Raw genomic sequence first — 15,842 nt, forward strand, 5'->3', positions numbered from 1 at the left:
CTTACTGGCCTCCTTCATAATCAATGTCCTTACGGATAGCCTGATAAACCGCATCAATCTCCAAGGCCCATCCAACAGCCGTCACCTCCTGTGCCCCGAAACGTTCAAAGAGCTTATCATACCGCCCTCCTGATAAGAAGGCATCGGGTAGTTGCTGGTCAAAAACCTTAAACATCATACCAGTATAGTAGGGCATGGTAGAAAGCTGGGCCAAATCAACCGTGACATTTCCCAAATCTCTTTCTACTAAGGTGATTAGGCCTTCCAGCTGATCAAAGGCCTTGAGCAATTGGGAATTCTGAACTGCCTGGCGAGCCTGAGCCAGAACAGGACGACTGTCTCCGAATAAATACGGAAGCTGGCGGATAAAGGCATCAAATTCACTTGGATAACGCTTGGTAAATTCATTAAGTTTTGTAATATTCTTATCCCGAATGTGAAGGGAAAGCTCCTCAGCAAGTTCCCCTGTCAGACCCAGATGTTCAAAGATTGTCTTTAAAATAGCCGCATGGGAAAATTCAAATTTGTAGCCCTGCAAACCTAGCTTATCCAGAGCTTCCTTGGCACTGGAAATAGCATCTTGATAAGCCTCTTGAGCTGGAAAGCCAATAATCTCAATACCAGCCTGAGTTCGCTCATTTTCCAAGCCCCTCATCAACTCCTGACTCTGAAACACCTTCCCTGAATAGGAAAATTTAATAGGCGTATGAACGCGGGTTGAAGCGATAACACGGGCGATTTGACTGGTAATATCAGGCCGCAGGCTAAGCAGCTGTCCTTCTTTGTCAAAAAGATGATAATGATCCTTGTTCACCTGATCAGAAAAGACTTCAAAATGCTCCAGGGTTGGGGTTTCAATCCGATGAAAACCTCGCTCCATCAGGAGGTCACTAATCGTTCTTTCAATTTCATAAGTAGCCTTGGCTCGTTTGAAGAGCTTATCATGCAGGCCCTGAGGTAGTGTTCGTTTGTTCATTGCAACATTCCTTTATACTTGCTAGGACACTCTCCATCTCATCTTGTCTTCCGATAGAGATGCGGAGCCAGTCCTTAATCCGTTCCTGAGAAGGAAAATAGCGGACGTAGATCTTTTCTTTTTCCAAATGGGCAAACAGCTTCTGTGCCTCGACCAAAGAAGGTTTGACCAGAAGGAAGTTGGTTGCCGATGGCAAAAGCTCAAAGCCTAATTCTCTCAACTCACTTGCAAACCAATCCCGCGTTTCCATAATCGTTCGACAGGCCTGCTGGTAATAACTCCAATCCTTTACAGCGGCAAGAGCCAGCGCTTCTGAAATCGCATCTACGTTATAGGGGTTAATCGCATTGCGGACAGCCTGAATCACACTGATTAACTGCTTGGAGCCGATACCATAGCCCACGCGCAAACCTGCTAGCGAGGCATCCTTAGAAAAGGTGCGGGTGATAAACAGATTGGGATAGCTATCTAAGAGGCATAGAGCTGATTGCCCCCCAAAGTTGACATAAGCCTCATCGACAATAACTACCACCTGCGGATTGGCTTTCAGTACCGCCTCAATATCATCTAGGGATTGGAAACGCCCTGTGGGTGCGTTGGGATTAGTCAGAATAATACCGCCACACTCTCTCTGGTAGTCTGTCACCCGCCAGCTAAAATCATCCCGCAAGGGAATCTCCTCGTAGGGAACACAATAAAGCTGAGCCCAAACCTTATAAAAACCATAGGTTAAATCAGGAAAAAGCACCGGTGTTTCCGTTTGGAAAAAAGCGAGAAAGGCCATAGAAAGAATGTCGTCTGACCCATTTCCGATGACAAATTGCCCTGCCTCCAAACCATGCTGTTCGGCAAGAGCCTGACGCAGGTCTGCCTGTTCCAGACTAGAGTAGCGGCGCAAGCCATTTCCATCAAAGGCCGCTAAGGCTGCTAAGACCGCAGGGCTCGGACCATAGGCGTTCTCATTTGTATTGAGTTTAATCATATTGTCCACCTTGGGCTGAATCCCAGCCACATACGGTTCAATGTTTCTCAGTCCTTTTATTTCCATCATATCCTCCATAACCAAAAAACCACATGCCAAGTCCTTGTATCAGGACGTTTGCACGCGGTTCCACCTTCATTCAGATACATGTCGCCACATATCCCTCAGGAAGTCTCATAGGCTTTGAGAATCAAACCCAGACAGTTGAAATCCGTCTGCTTCTGATTCTCATTGAACCTAAGACTTCAGCTCGTAACGTGAGCAAACGTCAGCTGCTAGTAGGCTCTTTCGACCGTTCACAACCGCACTCAAGAATGTGTGCCCAAATCTGTGTATCCTTTCAGCAACTAGATACTCTCTACAAGCGATTTGGGATTTTTTCTTTCTTCGCTTTGCTATTTTGTACTATTGTATCAAATTCCAGAAAAATTGCAAGAATTATCAGAATTTTTTATTTACCCAATAAATGCCTCATCCGAACTTGTTTGCCCTCTTTGATTTTGCTACAATAGGAGAAAAGGAGGTTTGCCATGCGAGATAACCATTTACACACTCATCATTCCTATGACTCCGATGCCAGCTTTAAAGACTATCTGGCTTGCTACGATGGGGAGATTGTAACAACAGAGCATTTTGACTTGTCCAACCCTTACAGCAAACAAGACGATGTTCCTGACTACGAGGCTTACTCAAAGGAAATCGCAGAGCTCAACCGTTTCTACGACAACCGCATCAAGAAGGGCATCGAAATTGGCTATTACCAGCCACGCGAAGCCGATATTATCGCCTACCTAGCTGACAAGAACTTTGATTTAAAACTGTTATCTGTCCACCACAATGGAATCAATGACTATCTGGACGAGGAAGTAGCGGACATGGACAGACATACTGTTATAAGCGACTACTTGAACCGCTTAGAGTATGCAATCGGCCGTATTCCTGCTGATGTTCTGGCTCATTTTGATTATGGCTTCCGACTTTTTGACCTATCTGTTGAGGAGCTACAAGCCTATGAACCACAACTCATCCGCATTTTTCAAAAAATGATAAAGCACAACCTTGCCTTTGAACTCAATGCCAAGAGTATGTTCCTCTATCATCACGAACACCTCTATCGCTATGCTCTTAGTTTAGTGAAAGAATTGGGCTGCCACCGCTACTCAATCGGTTCTGACGGTCACCTGCCTGCCCACTTCCGCCTAGGTTTTGATCAGATGGCAACTCTTCTAAAAGAGGTTGGCATACCAAAAGAAGAAGTCATCAACTACCAAACTTAATACCTCTAAAGACACAGTAAAACCAGCTTCTAAGGATATTTAGAGGCTGGTTTATGTATTTTCTATTGATTCACATGAATTTCTCCGCTATGGTAGTCTATACTGAGACCACTTTGGACATTGGGAATGAAGACATTAAATTCCAAACTGCCATCCGAAGACTTAGCTTCTAAGTGACTGCCAACTGCCACCAAATCTTCCTCATTGGCATAGATAAGGGTGACATGATAGCGAACTCGCTTGTTCTGATCCAAAGCCTTACGAATTTGGGTTTCGTAGTAGTTTTGTCCGGTTGCGTCCTCCTGATTGGACTGGTTGGCCCAAGCTGTTTGGACAGCGATATTGGCTGGATTGCTCGTAGAAGCATCAAAGCCCTTAAGGCTTCCCACTAAGGAGTAAGCCAGCAAATGTCCACGGTCAACAGCATGGTCATACTCTCCTTCCAGATTTTGAATCTGATGCCAGCCTGCGGGTGTCCAAGAAGTAGACCCATTGCCAGTTTCTTCACGGCTCTTGTATTGACGGGTCGCCTTAGTCAGCAAGGCGTTGGCCACTGTTGGAACCGTTTCTCCCTGAGCAGCCTTGGTCTTGTTTTCAGCGTAGGGCATGCTGGATACGGAAGCATCCAATTTTGTGACATTCCCATTGATTACAAAGGCCCCTGCACCATTCCATTCGATAGACTCTCCCAGTTGTTTTCTGACAGATTCTGTCAAAACAGAGCTAGCTAGTTCCTCAGAAGGGGCTGCCTCACTGGCTAGTGACTGATTGACAAAGTAGCTGCTACTTTGCTCCTGCGTAGGTTCTTCATTGAGTAAATAAGCCCCTGCAATGATGAGGACCGTCACTAAAAGACTAATTGCACTGGAAACTTGTTTTCCTAACCGTTTTTTTGCCATTGATTCTCCTATGAAAAAAGTAGGGAGGCCCTACTTTCCAGTAAATTTACTAATCAGTTCTTGCCACTTCTCTAGGGATAAAATGGCCCAGATATTTTCGCCATCGCCGATGACTCCGTAACCAACCATGAGGCCTAAGCCCAAGGCGACGATAGCCAAAAGAGCAACTAGCAAGACCAAGAGGACCTGCTTGCCAACAAATGCAAAACTTTCTTTATCCATATCTTACTCTCCACTCACACGCTCAATGTCTGCACCAAGACTAGCTAATTTCTCATGGAAACGATAGTAGCCACGATCCAAGTGGGATAGTTTCCCAACCGTCGTTACACCGTCTGCGACCAAACCAGATAGGATAAGGGCCGCACTGGCTCTTAAATCGGTTGATACCACTTCCGCCCCTTGGAGAGGCTCTCCTCCCATAATAATAGCTGTGTCCCGCAAAATTTCTGAGTGCAGATCCATCCGACGCAATTCTTCCAAATGCTGGAAACGATTTTCAAAGACCGTTTCAATCATGGTTAATTCCCCCTTGGCAACAGCCATCAGGGCAGTGAACTGAGCTTGCATATCCGTTGGAAAACCGGGATGTGGTAAGGTTTTTACCGTCACCGGCTTCAATTGATGGACAGTTGAGCGTACGCGGATGCCTTCTTCTTCTTCACTGACTTCCACACCCATTTCTTGCATTTTAGAAATAAGCGGTCGATTGTGTTCCCAAATAGCATCCTTGACGAGGACATCACCACCTGTCATAGCCGCTGCCACCATAAAGGTTCCAGCTTCGATACGATCCTGTACGACCTGATGTTCAGCTCCGTATAGCCGCTCTACTCCTACGATGGTGATTGTTTCTGTACCAGCTCCTCTTACCTTGGCCCCCATCTTGTTGAGAAAGACCGCCAAATCAACGATTTCAGGCTCTCGCGCAGCATTTTCAATAACAGTCGTACCCTTGGCTAAGGTGGCTGCCATCATAAGGTTCTGTGTGGCACCAACACTTGGAAAATCCATGTAGATGTGAGCTCCACATAGCTGTTCCGCTCTAGCTTCGATATAACCAGCCCGCTGCTTGATTGTGGCTCCCATTGACTCCAAGCCTTTTAAATGAAGGTCAATCGGCCGACTTCCTATCGTACAGCCTCCTGGCATCGACACGCGTGCATAGCCATTCCGAGCTAGGATTGGGCCTAAAACCACGATTGAAGCCCGCATCTTATTAACATATTTGTAGGGAGCTTCGCTACCCAAATCACCACTGGCATCAATGTAGACTTCTTTTTTACGTTGATTAAAGGTTACATCGACTCCTAAACCGCGTACCACATTATTCATTGTAAAAACATCGGATAGGATGAGAACATTAGCGAGAGTTGTCTGCCCTTCACTGGCCAAAACAGTTGCCGCTAAAAGCGGAAGAACCGCATTCTTTGCTCCTTCAATCGTGACCTGTCCTTCCAGACGGGTCTTCCCACCTCTAACAATAATTTTATCCATGTAAACTCCTTTGTCCTCAAGATTTTTCAGCGCTTAACTCAATCCCAGCGACAGGGAGCGACCGATAGCTAAAATATGTAAAAAGAAAGTCGATACCAAATAGCCCAGGGCAATGGCAAAAAAGAGAATCAACAGTTGAATCTTTCTCTGATTGTTGCCTGATACCTTCATCCACTTGGACCAATCAACGACTGTTACCAAGAGGTGGTGGGCAATGTAGATAAACAAGATATGACTTAAAAATTCTAAAAATGAAGTAATCATGTTCCCATTATACCAAATTTTCAGAAAGAAAGTTTCATTTAAACCCTTCTGTTAAAAAAGAAACATTCCTGTCATTTCCCTGTAAAAGAAGGACAAAAGAGGCGAGTCAAAGGGCTCGTCTCTTTTTTATCTATTTCCACAACGAATACGGTTGATGGCCCGCTGAAGGGCAACGCTAGCACGACGTTCCATATCGATATTGTGGGCGTTGTGCGCTTCTTCAATTTCACGCTCCGCTCGCAATTTGGCCCGTTCCGCCCGACTGACATCAATATCCCGCTCGCGCTCTGCCGAATCCGACACAATGGTAATCATGTCCTTGGAAATCTCAATGATACCACCGTTGACAGCAATCCAGTCCACATGATTTTCATCATCAACACGGCGAACCTTGATTTCGTCAATCTCCAAAACAGCAATCAGGTCGATATGGCCGGGATAGACTCCCAACTCCCCTTCAGTTGTTTTGACCAAGACGAAGGCCGCATGGTGGTCATACTTTATTCCGTCTGGCGTTACAATCTGTACTGTCATTTGAGCCATCATACACCTCTAAAATCTCATCTTATCAGCCTTAGCCAAAACATCTTCAATAGCCCCAACATTACGGAAGGCATCCTCTGGCAGATGATCGTGTTTGCCATCCAAAATTTCCTTAAAGCCCTTCACCGTTTCGGCAACAGGTACATAAGAACCTGGCATTCCTGTGAACTGCTCAGCTACGTTGAAGTTTTGTGACAAGAAAAACTGAATCCGGCGGGCACGCCCCACCAACGTTTTTTCCTCATCAGACAACTCATCCATACCGAGGATAGCAATGATGTCCTGCAATTCTTGATAACGTTGGAGGACACGTTTTACCTCCATCGCCACCGCATAATGCTCTTCTCCCACAATTTCAGGTGCTAGGGCACGCGAAGAAGACGCTAGCGGATCCACTGCTGGATAAATCCCCAGCTGAGTCAGTTTCCGCTCCAAGTTGGTCGTTGAATCCAAATGGGCAAAAGCTGTTGCTGGAGCTGGATCAGTATAGTCATCAGCCGGAACATAAATAGCCTGAATGGAGGTTACAGATCCCTTCTTGGTCGAAGTAATCCGCTCCTGCAGTTGCCCCATTTCTGTCGCAAGGGTCGGCTGGTAACCAACGGCTGACGGCATACGGCCTAAGAGGGCTGATACTTCTGAACCTGCCTGAGTAAACCGGAAGATATTGTCAATAAACAAGAGCACATCCTGGCCTTCCACATCACGGAAGTATTCGGCGATGGTCAAACCTGTCAAGGCCACGCGCATACGAGCGCCTGGCGGCTCATTCATCTGACCAAAAACCATGGCTGTCTTTTCAATAACACCGGACTCTTTCATCTCCCAATAAAGGTCATTCCCTTCGCGGGTACGCTCTCCAACACCGGTAAAGACCGAAATACCGCCATGTTCTTGGGCAATATTGTGAATGAGTTCTTGGATAAGAACTGTCTTCCCGACACCAGCACCACCAAAGAGGCCAACCTTGCCCCCTTTCAAATAGGGAGCCAGCAGGTCAATGACCTTAATTCCGGTTTCCAAAATCTCTGTTGAAGTGGACAACTCATCAAAGGTTGGAGCCTTTTTATGGATTGGCTCACGCTCTGCTTCTGCATCAAAAGGCGCCTCTAGGTCAATCGTATCTCCAAGCACATTGAAGACCCGCCCCAGAGTTTCCTTTCCAACTGGAACAGAGATTGGGCGCCCTGTATCCAAGACTTCCATCCCACGAGTCAAGCCGTCTGTGGACTCCATGGCGATGGTCCGAACGATTCCCTCGCCAAGTTCCAAAGCAACTTCAAGCACGACTTTTTGTTTTGTTTCATCATTCTTGTAAACAACCAGTGCGTTGTTAATCTCAGGTAGCTTGTCTTCTGCTGCAAACGCAACGTCTACAACTGGTCCAACAACCTGAGTAATTTTGCCTGAACTCATTTTCTCTCCTCTTTTTGTTATTCTAAAGCTGACGCTCCCGCAACAATCTCTGTGATTTCCTGAGTAATAGCTGCCTGTCTAGCTCTATTGTACTGAATGGTCAAATCTGTGATGACATTCTTAGCATTGTCTGTTGCTGTCTGCATCGCAGTCATCCCGGCTGCATTCTCAGCCGTCTTCGCATCCAAAATAGCCCCGTAGATGGTTGACTCAGCGTACTGGGTCAAGAGCTGATCCAAAATGGCTTCGCGGCTCGGCTCCAACTCAAAGGTCGCCGTATAACCGTCTACCTCGTTGTGGTCCAAGTCTTCCACTGGCAACATCTGCTGCACCCGCACCTGACTGGTCAGCGAGTTAACATGGTGGTTATAACAGACATAGAGTTCATCGAAAATCTCATTTTTGTACATTTCAACAGACTTAGAGATAATTTTTTGAACTTCCTCAAAACTAGGATTGTCTGCCAAGCCACGCAACTCGAAAACCGGATTGATACCACGAGCACGGAAAAAATCTGCCCCCATACCACCAATAGCAACGATTTCATATTCTTCTTTAGAATCGTGGTCCTGCTCTATCATGCCCATAACGGCTTTAAGAATCGTTGAATTATAGGAACCTTTCAAGCCACTATCGGATGTAATCACGATATAACCCGACTTCTGGACAGGACGACGAATCAGCATAGGATTGCTGGTATCAGAAGCCATCAATTCTCCTCGGAGCAAGTCGGTTGTAATCTGACGAACCTTGCTAGCATAAATCTGAAACGACTTGGCTAGCTGCTCTGACTTAGCTAATTTAGCAGCAGAAACCATCTGCATGGCACCGGTGATTTGACTGGTTTTCTTTGTGGAAGCAATCTTTGTTTTTATTTCATTTAGAGAACCTGCCATACAACCTCTCCTTTACTTAAAGACAGACTGGTCTTTGAACTCCTGAATAGCAGCGTTCAAGTCATCTGTGTCCGGCAAATCCTTGGTTGTGCGAATAACATCCAGCAAAGTATCGTGATGCAAATCAAAGTAGGCATAGAGCTCTTCTTCAAAGGTCAGAATATCTGCAATCGGCACGGAATCCAAGAAACCATTGGTAAGGGCATAGAGAATCAAGACCTGTTTCTCCACAGGTAATGGTTTATGCAAGGGTTGTTTCAACACTTCCACTGTCCGACGGCCTCGATTGAGCTTGGCTTGCGTTGCCGCATCCAAATCAGAACCAAACTGAGTGAAGGCTTCCAACTCGCGGTAAGAAGCAAGGTCAATACGCAGGGTACCTGCCACCTTCTTCATGGCCTTGATTTGAGCAGACCCACCTACACGGGACACAGAAGACCCCGCATCAATAGCTGGACGAATCCCTGAATTGAACAAATCATCCTTCAAGAAAATTTGCCCATCTGTAATCGAAATCACGTTAGTTGCAATATAGGCGGAAATATCACCTGCTTGTGTTTCGATAAAAGGCAGAGCTGTAATCGAGCCACCGCCCAACTCATCAGAAACCTTGGCAGACCGCTCCAAGAGGCGGCTGTGCAGGTAAAAGACATCACCTGGATAGGCTTCCCGACCTGGAGGACGACGAAGCAACAGTGACAATTCACGGTAAGCCACAGCCTGTTTTGACAAATCATCATACACAATCAAAACATGCTTGCCTTCATACATGAATTCCTCAGCCATGGCAACACCAGCATAAGGTGCTAAAAATAGCAAGGGTGAAGGTTGAGAGGCTGAAGCAGTCACGACAATCGTGTAGTCCAAGGCACCATACTGACGCAGGGTTTCAACCTGTGTACGAACAGTTGATTCCTTTTGTCCGATGGCCACATAGATACAGATCATGTCCTGCCCTTTTTGGTTGAGGATGGCATCAATAGCTACGGATGTTTTTCCTGTTTGGCGGTCACCGATAATCAGCTCACGTTGTCCGCGACCAATCGGCACGAGGGCATCGATGGCCTTGAGACCTGTCTGAAGCGGTTCGTTGACTGACTTACGCTGCATAACCCCTGGCGCTGGGTATTCAATCGGACGTGTCTTATTGGTTCGAATATCCCCCAGACCATCAACTGGCTGTCCCAAAGGATTGATGACACGACCAATTAAGGCGGAACCGACCGGAACCTCCATGATTTTACCAGTTCTGCGGACAACTGAGCCTTCACGAATATCGGTAAACTCTCCGAGGATGATAATTCCGACATCATTGGTTTCCAAGTTTTGTGCCATACCAATAGTGCCATTCTCGAAAATGAGGAGTTCTCCGCTCATCGCATTATCAAGACCTTGAGCGCGAGCAATTCCATCACCGATATAGGTTACGACCCCTGTTTCTGTATAGTCAAAATCAGGTTGAAAACCCTCAATTTGTTGTTTTAGTAAAGCGCTAATTTCTTGTGCATTTATCACCAAAAGAACACCACTTTCTATTTTACAATTTATTTCTTATCTCTCTCAACTGTGTTCGGACACTGGCGTCAATGACCTTATGGTTGATGGTCACGACAAAACCACCGAGCAAACTCTGATCAAGTTCTTCGATGATATGACGCACCCGTAAGGAGAATCGTTTTTCAATAAGGCGGCTAAGACGCTCTTTTTGTTCAGGAGATAGCGGATAGACCGAGACCAAATGAGCATCAAACTCATTTTTGCTCTTGCTAATCTGCAACAAGATTCGATCCAAGGTTTCTAATAGCAAGTCGGCATGGCCATCACTGATGACCTCCTCTATTAAATCATTGACCTGACGGTAAGTTGACTGACGAACAGTCCGAACAAAATCCGCCTTTTCTTCTTTTGAAACTGTTCCTGAGAGAAGGATGCGATTTAACTTGCTATCTATGATAATGGTAATCAGATCCGAAATTTGGTCATAGATATCCCAAATTTCTTCCTTATCACTAACTCGGTCAACGAATGATTGAGCGTATCTTTGCACTAGGGCATTTTCTCTAGCATTCATTTTACTTATCTCCTAGTTTATCAATATAGCGGTCAATCAAGTCACTGTGGGCTTGCTTATCCAAGTCCTCCAAAATGATTTTCCCAGCCAAATCAACGGCCAAGTCTGCTACTTGAATGTGAAGATTTTCCTGTGCTTCACGCTTTTCGGCTTCGATTTCAAGCTCTGCCTTGGTTTTCATTGCTTGAATTTCAACATCAGCCTGTTCCAAAATCCGTTTTTTCTCAAGCTTGGCACGCTCAACCGCATCTTGGATAATCTTTTGGCCTTCCAAACGGCCTTGCGCCAATTCGTCTTCCCGTTGCTTAACAAGGTCTGAAGCCACAGTCAATTTTTCTTCAGCAGCATCAATATCACCTGCAATTTTTGCGGCACGGGCTTCAAAAATACCGGTGATCCTTTGCCAAGCAAAGAGTCGAATCAATACGATTAAAACTGCGAACGAAGCCGTTACCAAGATAAAATTACCAAGGATGGTACTAGGCTGCGTAGTTAATACTGTCACCATGAATCTTTTTCCCTTTCCTATTCACTTTCACCATTGATTTTTTTATTCAAGTACATCGAAACCAACATGATAAATACATAGCCCTGCAAGCATGAAATAAAGACAGAAAAGGCTGTCCAAATAATGTTCAAGAGGAGGGCGATGGGGTAAGCAAATGCACTTTGTTGCGATAATTGGAGAAGAAGGGATACCAGCACTTCACCGGCATAAATATTACCGTACAAACGAAGGGCTAATGAAACCAAGTTTGTCACTTCTTCCAGAATATTCATCGGTGTCATGGCAGCTGGTGTCACAAAGGACATCAGATAAGCCTTGAACCCACGACGGCGAATACCTTCAACATGACAAAATACAATCGCAATGGTCGCTAGACCAAAGTCATAGGCCATATTGGCTGTTGGAGAGGTCCAAAAATTGTATCCTTCAGGCGTTTCCAATTTTGTCATCAAACCTAGGTTGTTGGCAACCAAAAGGAAAGTAAAAACCGTGAAGAAAAAGAGTGCGTAGCGCTTCGCTTCTTCATCACCCAAATTTCCTTTTGTGAAGTTAACCGTTAGCTCATAGACATATTCCAGAACATTCTGCTTGCCCTTTGGTTTCATCTCCATGCGGCGACTAGCCCAGAAGACAAGGAAGAAAATAATGGCAACGGTAATAGCAGAAACTAATACCAGAGTCAAATCAAAGGTTACGGGACCAAGGGTAAGGGTTGGACTTGCATGTTCTTCCAATTGAGGTTCCCCCTTTTTATTTCTATTTTACTGATTATTGAAGGACGAACGTCATGGCCAAGGTAACGAAGAAGGTACCTTCGATAAAGGCAACACCCAAGAACACTCCTGCCATCAGTTTGCTTTGTAATTCAGGTTGACGCGCTGTGGAACTCAGGTAACTTGCAACCAATAGTCCCTCACCGATACTGACACCAAGACAGGCCAAACCTAAAGCTAATGCGCCTAAATTCATAATGAATTCTCCTTTAAAATTTTTATACCTAGTAAGCATACTCCTAAAAAGAGCTTTTGTCAAGGAAATACCGCCTTTGGAAGCGTTTAAAACCACCGCAGGAAAAACAAAAAGAAAAGACGAATAATCTTTTCTTCCTATTTATATAATTTCTTTTAAACGGGCACTTTCTTCCACGAAACACTGGGTCATTTTTTCAATCTTGAGTTCTTCTGTGTCCAAGGTAATCGCCTGCTCGGAAACCTTGTCCGTATCTGCAAAAAATTCAATATGATTGGACAAGTTGCTCAAGATGACCGGCGCCTCTCCGCCATACTCACCATCAAGGTTAATCAGGAGCCTGCGCTGTTCCTCGTCTAGCGATTCAATCTGGAGCTTACGAGTTTTGATGTACTCAATCTTGTCGCTTTCGATATGTTTTCCGCCATCAATGACCAATCGAATCAGATGAAGGATTTCAAACAAATTCCCCGTCTTGACCATAATGAGGGTGAAGTGTCCATCATCCAGTTTGGCATCAGGTACAATCTGCTCAAAGCCACCAATCGAATTGGTCAAGGCAACAAAAATCATAGAAACCTTGCCTTCAAAAACTCCCTGATCATGCTTAACACGAACGGGAATAAATTGAACCTGAGGCAATAGCTCTGCTCCTTTGACCACATAGGCTAAATAACCAAAGGTTGTCTTGAGTTGGCTCGGTACGCTGTATGTCAACTCAGTGAGCGTTCCCGCCGCAGCAATATTGATAAAGTAGTGCCGATTGTCCTGTCCATCCTTCTTGTTTTGTGCCAGTCCGATGTCCATCAAGATGGTCTGATTCTTACCAATCAATCTCGCTGCTTCAATTGGATTTCCTCTTGGAACCTTGAGGGCCCGAGCGTAGTCATTGGTGGTTCCTGTTGGGATGATGGCCATTTTGGGCCGCCTTCTCAGCGGAGCGATGCCATTCACCACTTCGTTAATCGTGCCGTCACCACCAGCCGCCACAATCAAATCAAAACCCGCTCTGGCAGCCCGTTCCGCTTCATTCTTGGCGGAATCCTTAGCTGCTGTGGTCTGAAAGGCAGAGGTTTCGTAACCGAATCCTTCCAAAATATCCAAGACCTCCGCGACATTTTTCTTCATGATTTCTTGACCGGAGGTTGGATTATAAATCAATCGTGCTCGTTTTCTATTTAGCATATTCGTACCTTATAGATTTTCTAGCCAAGCCTCATCCTTAATCTCAATTCCCAATTCTTGGGCTTTGGTTAGCTTGCTGCCGGCATCTGCTCCTACGACAACCAAATCGGTTTTCTTTGAAACAGACCCTGCAACGTTGGCTCCCAAACTTTCTAATTTGGCCTTGGCTTCACTGCGTTTCATGCGCTCTAATTTACCTGTCAGTACAACCGTCAAGCCAGAAAGAGCTGCATCATCACGCGCCACTTGTCCTAGATAGGTTAAGTTTACTCCTGCTTCCTTAAGTTCAGCTAAAAGTGTCTTGGTTCCGCGGCTGGCAAAATAACTGGTCAAGGATTTTGCAATGACTTGCCCTAGACCTTCAAGAGAGGCAATGGCTTCTTGGTCAGCTACCGCTAGACTCTCCAAGTCCTTGAAAGCCTCCATCAAAATCTTGCTGGCCTTACTGCCGACGTGACGAATGCCTAGGCCAAACAGGAGCCGTTCCGCTGAATTTTCCTTGGAGGCTTGAATAGCCTGATAGAGTTTCTCAGCCGATTTTTCCTTGAAGCCTTCGAGGGTCTGGATAGCCGTAGGGGTTAGTTTATAAATGTCCGCCACATCGTGAACCAAATCTGCAGAGAATAATTTTTCGACAATCGAGCCTCCGAGACCAGCAATATTCATAGCATCACGACTGGCAAAATGTTCCAGACGATTCATCAACTGAGAAGGACAAAGAGGATTGATACAACGCAAGGCAACTTCGTCTTCGTAATGCTGTAGGTGACTGCCACAACTTGGACAGAGTTCTGGTATCGACATAGCTTCTTGAGTGGTTCGTTTTTTCTCTACAACAGATAAGACTGCCGGAATAATGTCTCCCGCCTTGTAGACGATAACTGTATCTCCGATACGGATGTCTTTTTCTGCGATGTAATCCACATTGTGCAGAGTTGCTCGACTGACGGTGGTCCCTGCTAATTGCACTGGAGTCAAATTAGCGGTTGGCGTCACCACGCCTGTTCGGCCAACTGTCCAATCAACAGAAAGAATCTGAGCCTCTTTTTCTTCTGCTGGAAACTTATAGGCAATGGCCCAGCGTGGTGCCTTGACTGTGAAGCCCATTTCTTCTTGAACAGCTAGGTCATTGACTTTAATAACGATGCCATCAATTTCATAGGGCAAGCTATCTCTGCGCTCTGCCATTCTTTCAATAAAAGACCAGACATCATCGATGCTATCTGCCAAATGGTAGTCGTGGTTGGTTACAAAGCCCAGATTATCCAATTTTTCCAAGACAGCAGACTGGGTGTTAGCTTCTGTTGGACTGGCTTCTTGGTAGAGAAAACTTGCCAGACCGCGCTTGGCTACTACGCCTGTATCCAGCTGACGCAGGGTACCTGCTGCCGCATTGCGGGGGTTAGCAAATTCCGCCTCCCCAGCTTCTTGACGCAGGGTATTGACCCGTTCAAAGGAGGCTTTGGGCATATAACACTCCCCGCGGACAGTAATGTCCACTGGGACTGGTAGCGTCAAGGGGATGTCTGATACCCGCTTGAGATTCTCGGTGATGTTTTCACCAATATTGCCATCTCCCCGAGTAGCTCCTACCACCAATGTTCCAGCTTGATAGGTCAGGGAAATAGATAGTCCATCTATCTTGAGCTCACAAATATAGCTGGCCTTAGGAAACTCCTTGCGCACTCGCTGATCAAAGGCTTCCAACTCCTGACGTGAAAAAGCATCCTGCAAACTAAAAAGCGGATACTCATGGCGATATTTCTCAAAACCATCCAAGATTTTGCCCCCCACACGATGGGTTGGACTGTTGGCAAGCACCCATTCCGGATGAGCAGTTTCTAGGGTCACCAACTCACGATACAGTTTGTCATAAGTAGCGTCTGAAACCTGAGGGGCATCCATGTGATAATAAGCGTCAGCATACTGGTTGAGCAACTCAACTAATTCATTCATTCTCGTTTTCATAATCTTATTATATCATGTTTATTTATAGAATTATCAAATCTTCACTTCAGGTTTGGGTTTTAAATTTTCTAAAGCTAGGATAGGAATCTTCGGCCCGCAAAACTGAAGATTTGAGCTGTCCTCAAGTAGCGGTGAAAAGATAAAGAGGCAGACTTACGAACAGCCCGCCTCTGTTTATAATTTTTTTGGTAATTACACCTTCCAAAAAGGGCGCTAGGGGCGATTATTTCACCTTGAACATCATTGTATCATATTCGTCAATTATATTGTAAGTTTCTGGTTCTATTATGGTCAAACCAAATGATACATTCAATAATTTTAATGTATCTCCAATCTTGTCTTTCTCGATATCATTAAAATACAAATCAATCGCTTCAAGGGCTTTGGTTTT

General features: G+C 45.4%; 17 protein-coding genes. 1 reads left to right on the plus strand and 16 read right to left on the minus strand.

What is annotated here, in order from left to right; all coding sequences use genetic code 11:
• Position 1: 1 nt before the first annotated feature.
• On the minus strand, positions 2-976 hold the full coding sequence (locus tag INT76_RS02525) for an ATP phosphoribosyltransferase regulatory subunit (protein WP_212571864.1): 975 nt from the start codon (positions 974-976) through the stop codon (positions 2-4).
• Complete coding sequence (gene hisC / locus INT76_RS02530; RefSeq protein WP_212572996.1) at positions 942-2,024, minus strand: histidinol-phosphate transaminase; 1,083 nt, start codon at positions 2,022-2,024, stop codon at positions 942-944. The genes INT76_RS02525 and hisC overlap by 35 nt, the downstream gene beginning before the upstream one ends.
• 464 nt (positions 2,025-2,488) lie before the next feature.
• Between hisC and INT76_RS02535 the strand changes: the two genes are divergently transcribed.
• On the plus strand, positions 2,489-3,235 hold the full coding sequence (locus tag INT76_RS02535; RefSeq protein ID WP_212571867.1) for a PHP domain-containing protein: 747 nt from the start codon (positions 2,489-2,491) through the stop codon (positions 3,233-3,235).
• A gap of 62 nt (positions 3,236-3,297) precedes the next feature.
• Here the strand turns inward: INT76_RS02535 and INT76_RS02540 are convergent, their stop codons facing one another.
• The 14 genes from INT76_RS02540 to ligA form a co-directional block, all read right to left on the minus strand.
• Positions 3,298-4,134, minus strand: coding sequence for a DNA/RNA non-specific endonuclease (locus tag INT76_RS02540; RefSeq protein ID WP_212571868.1), 837 nt, complete (start codon positions 4,132-4,134; stop codon positions 3,298-3,300).
• 30 nt (positions 4,135-4,164) lie between these two features.
• Entirely contained in the window at positions 4,165-4,356 is a 192-nt protein-coding gene (locus INT76_RS02545) for a DNA-directed RNA polymerase subunit beta (protein WP_212571870.1), read from the minus strand.
• 3 nt (positions 4,357-4,359) lie between these two features.
• Complete coding sequence (gene murA / locus INT76_RS02550; protein ID WP_212571872.1) at positions 4,360-5,631, minus strand: UDP-N-acetylglucosamine 1-carboxyvinyltransferase; 1,272 nt, start codon at positions 5,629-5,631, stop codon at positions 4,360-4,362.
• 33 nt (positions 5,632-5,664) lie between these two features.
• Positions 5,665-5,895, minus strand: coding sequence for a DUF1146 family protein (locus tag INT76_RS02555; protein ID WP_212571873.1), 231 nt, complete (start codon positions 5,893-5,895; stop codon positions 5,665-5,667).
• 126 nt (positions 5,896-6,021) lie between these two features.
• On the minus strand, positions 6,022-6,438 hold the full coding sequence (locus tag INT76_RS02560) for a F0F1 ATP synthase subunit epsilon (RefSeq protein ID WP_212572997.1): 417 nt from the start codon (positions 6,436-6,438) through the stop codon (positions 6,022-6,024).
• A gap of 9 nt (positions 6,439-6,447) precedes the next feature.
• Entirely contained in the window at positions 6,448-7,854 is a 1,407-nt protein-coding gene (atpD, locus tag INT76_RS02565) for a F0F1 ATP synthase subunit beta (protein WP_212571874.1), read from the minus strand.
• A gap of 17 nt (positions 7,855-7,871) precedes the next feature.
• The gene (locus tag INT76_RS02570) at positions 7,872-8,750 is read right to left on the minus strand and encodes a F0F1 ATP synthase subunit gamma (RefSeq protein WP_212571875.1); all 879 of its coding nucleotides are present in this window, start codon (positions 8,748-8,750) and stop codon (positions 7,872-7,874) included.
• Positions 8,751-8,762: 12 nt separating this feature from the next.
• On the minus strand, positions 8,763-10,268 hold the full coding sequence (atpA, locus tag INT76_RS02575; RefSeq protein WP_212571876.1) for a F0F1 ATP synthase subunit alpha: 1,506 nt from the start codon (positions 10,266-10,268) through the stop codon (positions 8,763-8,765).
• A 19-nt stretch (positions 10,269-10,287) separates the two neighbouring features.
• Positions 10,288-10,821, minus strand: a complete 534-nt coding sequence (locus tag INT76_RS02580; protein WP_212571877.1) for a F0F1 ATP synthase subunit delta — start codon at positions 10,819-10,821, stop codon at positions 10,288-10,290.
• Between the two features lies 1 nt (position 10,822).
• Positions 10,823-11,329, minus strand: coding sequence for a F0F1 ATP synthase subunit B (gene atpF, locus INT76_RS02585; RefSeq protein WP_212571878.1), 507 nt, complete (start codon positions 11,327-11,329; stop codon positions 10,823-10,825).
• Positions 11,330-11,346: 17 nt separating this feature from the next.
• Positions 11,347-12,063 carry a F0F1 ATP synthase subunit A gene (gene atpB / locus INT76_RS02590; RefSeq protein ID WP_212571879.1) on the minus strand — a complete coding sequence of 239 codons (717 nt, stop codon included), beginning with the start codon at positions 12,061-12,063 and terminating at the stop codon, positions 11,347-11,349.
• A gap of 34 nt (positions 12,064-12,097) precedes the next feature.
• Complete coding sequence (locus tag INT76_RS02595) at positions 12,098-12,298, minus strand: F0F1 ATP synthase subunit C (RefSeq protein ID WP_212571880.1); 201 nt, start codon at positions 12,296-12,298, stop codon at positions 12,098-12,100.
• 141 nt (positions 12,299-12,439) lie between these two features.
• Positions 12,440-13,483 (minus strand): diacylglycerol kinase family lipid kinase, encoded by a 1,044-nt coding sequence (locus INT76_RS02600; RefSeq protein ID WP_212571882.1) that lies wholly within the window; start codon positions 13,481-13,483, stop codon positions 12,440-12,442.
• Between the two features lie 9 nt (positions 13,484-13,492).
• The gene (gene ligA / locus INT76_RS02605; protein ID WP_212571884.1) at positions 13,493-15,451 is read right to left on the minus strand and encodes an NAD-dependent DNA ligase LigA; all 1,959 of its coding nucleotides are present in this window, start codon (positions 15,449-15,451) and stop codon (positions 13,493-13,495) included.
• Positions 15,452-15,842 lie beyond the last annotated feature (391 nt).

Origin of the sequence: Streptococcus oriscaviae (assembly GCF_018137985.1) — a bacterium.
GTDB classification, from domain to species: Bacteria; Bacillota; Bacilli; order Lactobacillales; family Streptococcaceae; genus Streptococcus; species Streptococcus oriscaviae.

Excerpts from the sequence above, each read along its gene's own strand:
- INT76_RS02525 (WP_212571864.1), bottom strand. The coding sequence starts at position 976 with ATGAACAAACGAACACTACCTCAGGGCCTGCATGATAAGCTCTTCAAA.
- hisC (WP_212572996.1), bottom strand. The coding sequence starts at position 2,024 with ATGGAAATAAAAGGACTGAGAAACATTGAACCGTATGTGGCTGGGATT.
- INT76_RS02535 (WP_212571867.1), top strand. The coding sequence starts at position 2,489 with ATGCGAGATAACCATTTACACACTCATCATTCCTATGACTCCGATGCC.
- INT76_RS02540 (WP_212571868.1), bottom strand. The coding sequence starts at position 4,134 with ATGGCAAAAAAACGGTTAGGAAAACAAGTTTCCAGTGCAATTAGTCTT.
- INT76_RS02545 (WP_212571870.1), bottom strand. The coding sequence starts at position 4,356 with ATGGATAAAGAAAGTTTTGCATTTGTTGGCAAGCAGGTCCTCTTGGTC.
- murA (WP_212571872.1), bottom strand. The coding sequence starts at position 5,631 with ATGGATAAAATTATTGTTAGAGGTGGGAAGACCCGTCTGGAAGGACAG.
- INT76_RS02555 (WP_212571873.1), bottom strand. The coding sequence starts at position 5,895 with ATGATTACTTCATTTTTAGAATTTTTAAGTCATATCTTGTTTATCTAC.
- INT76_RS02560 (WP_212572997.1), bottom strand. The coding sequence starts at position 6,438 with ATGGCTCAAATGACAGTACAGATTGTAACGCCAGACGGAATAAAGTAT.
- atpD (WP_212571874.1), bottom strand. The coding sequence starts at position 7,854 with ATGAGTTCAGGCAAAATTACTCAGGTTGTTGGACCAGTTGTAGACGTT.
- INT76_RS02570 (WP_212571875.1), bottom strand. The coding sequence starts at position 8,750 with ATGGCAGGTTCTCTAAATGAAATAAAAACAAAGATTGCTTCCACAAAG.
- INT76_RS02580 (WP_212571877.1), bottom strand. The coding sequence starts at position 10,821 with ATGAATGCTAGAGAAAATGCCCTAGTGCAAAGATACGCTCAATCATTC.
- atpF (WP_212571878.1), bottom strand. The coding sequence starts at position 11,329 with ATGGTGACAGTATTAACTACGCAGCCTAGTACCATCCTTGGTAATTTT.
- INT76_RS02595 (WP_212571880.1), bottom strand. The coding sequence starts at position 12,298 with ATGAATTTAGGCGCATTAGCTTTAGGTTTGGCCTGTCTTGGTGTCAGT.
- INT76_RS02600 (WP_212571882.1), bottom strand. The coding sequence starts at position 13,483 with ATGCTAAATAGAAAACGAGCACGATTGATTTATAATCCAACCTCCGGT.
- ligA (WP_212571884.1), bottom strand. The coding sequence starts at position 15,451 with ATGAAAACGAGAATGAATGAATTAGTTGAGTTGCTCAACCAGTATGCT.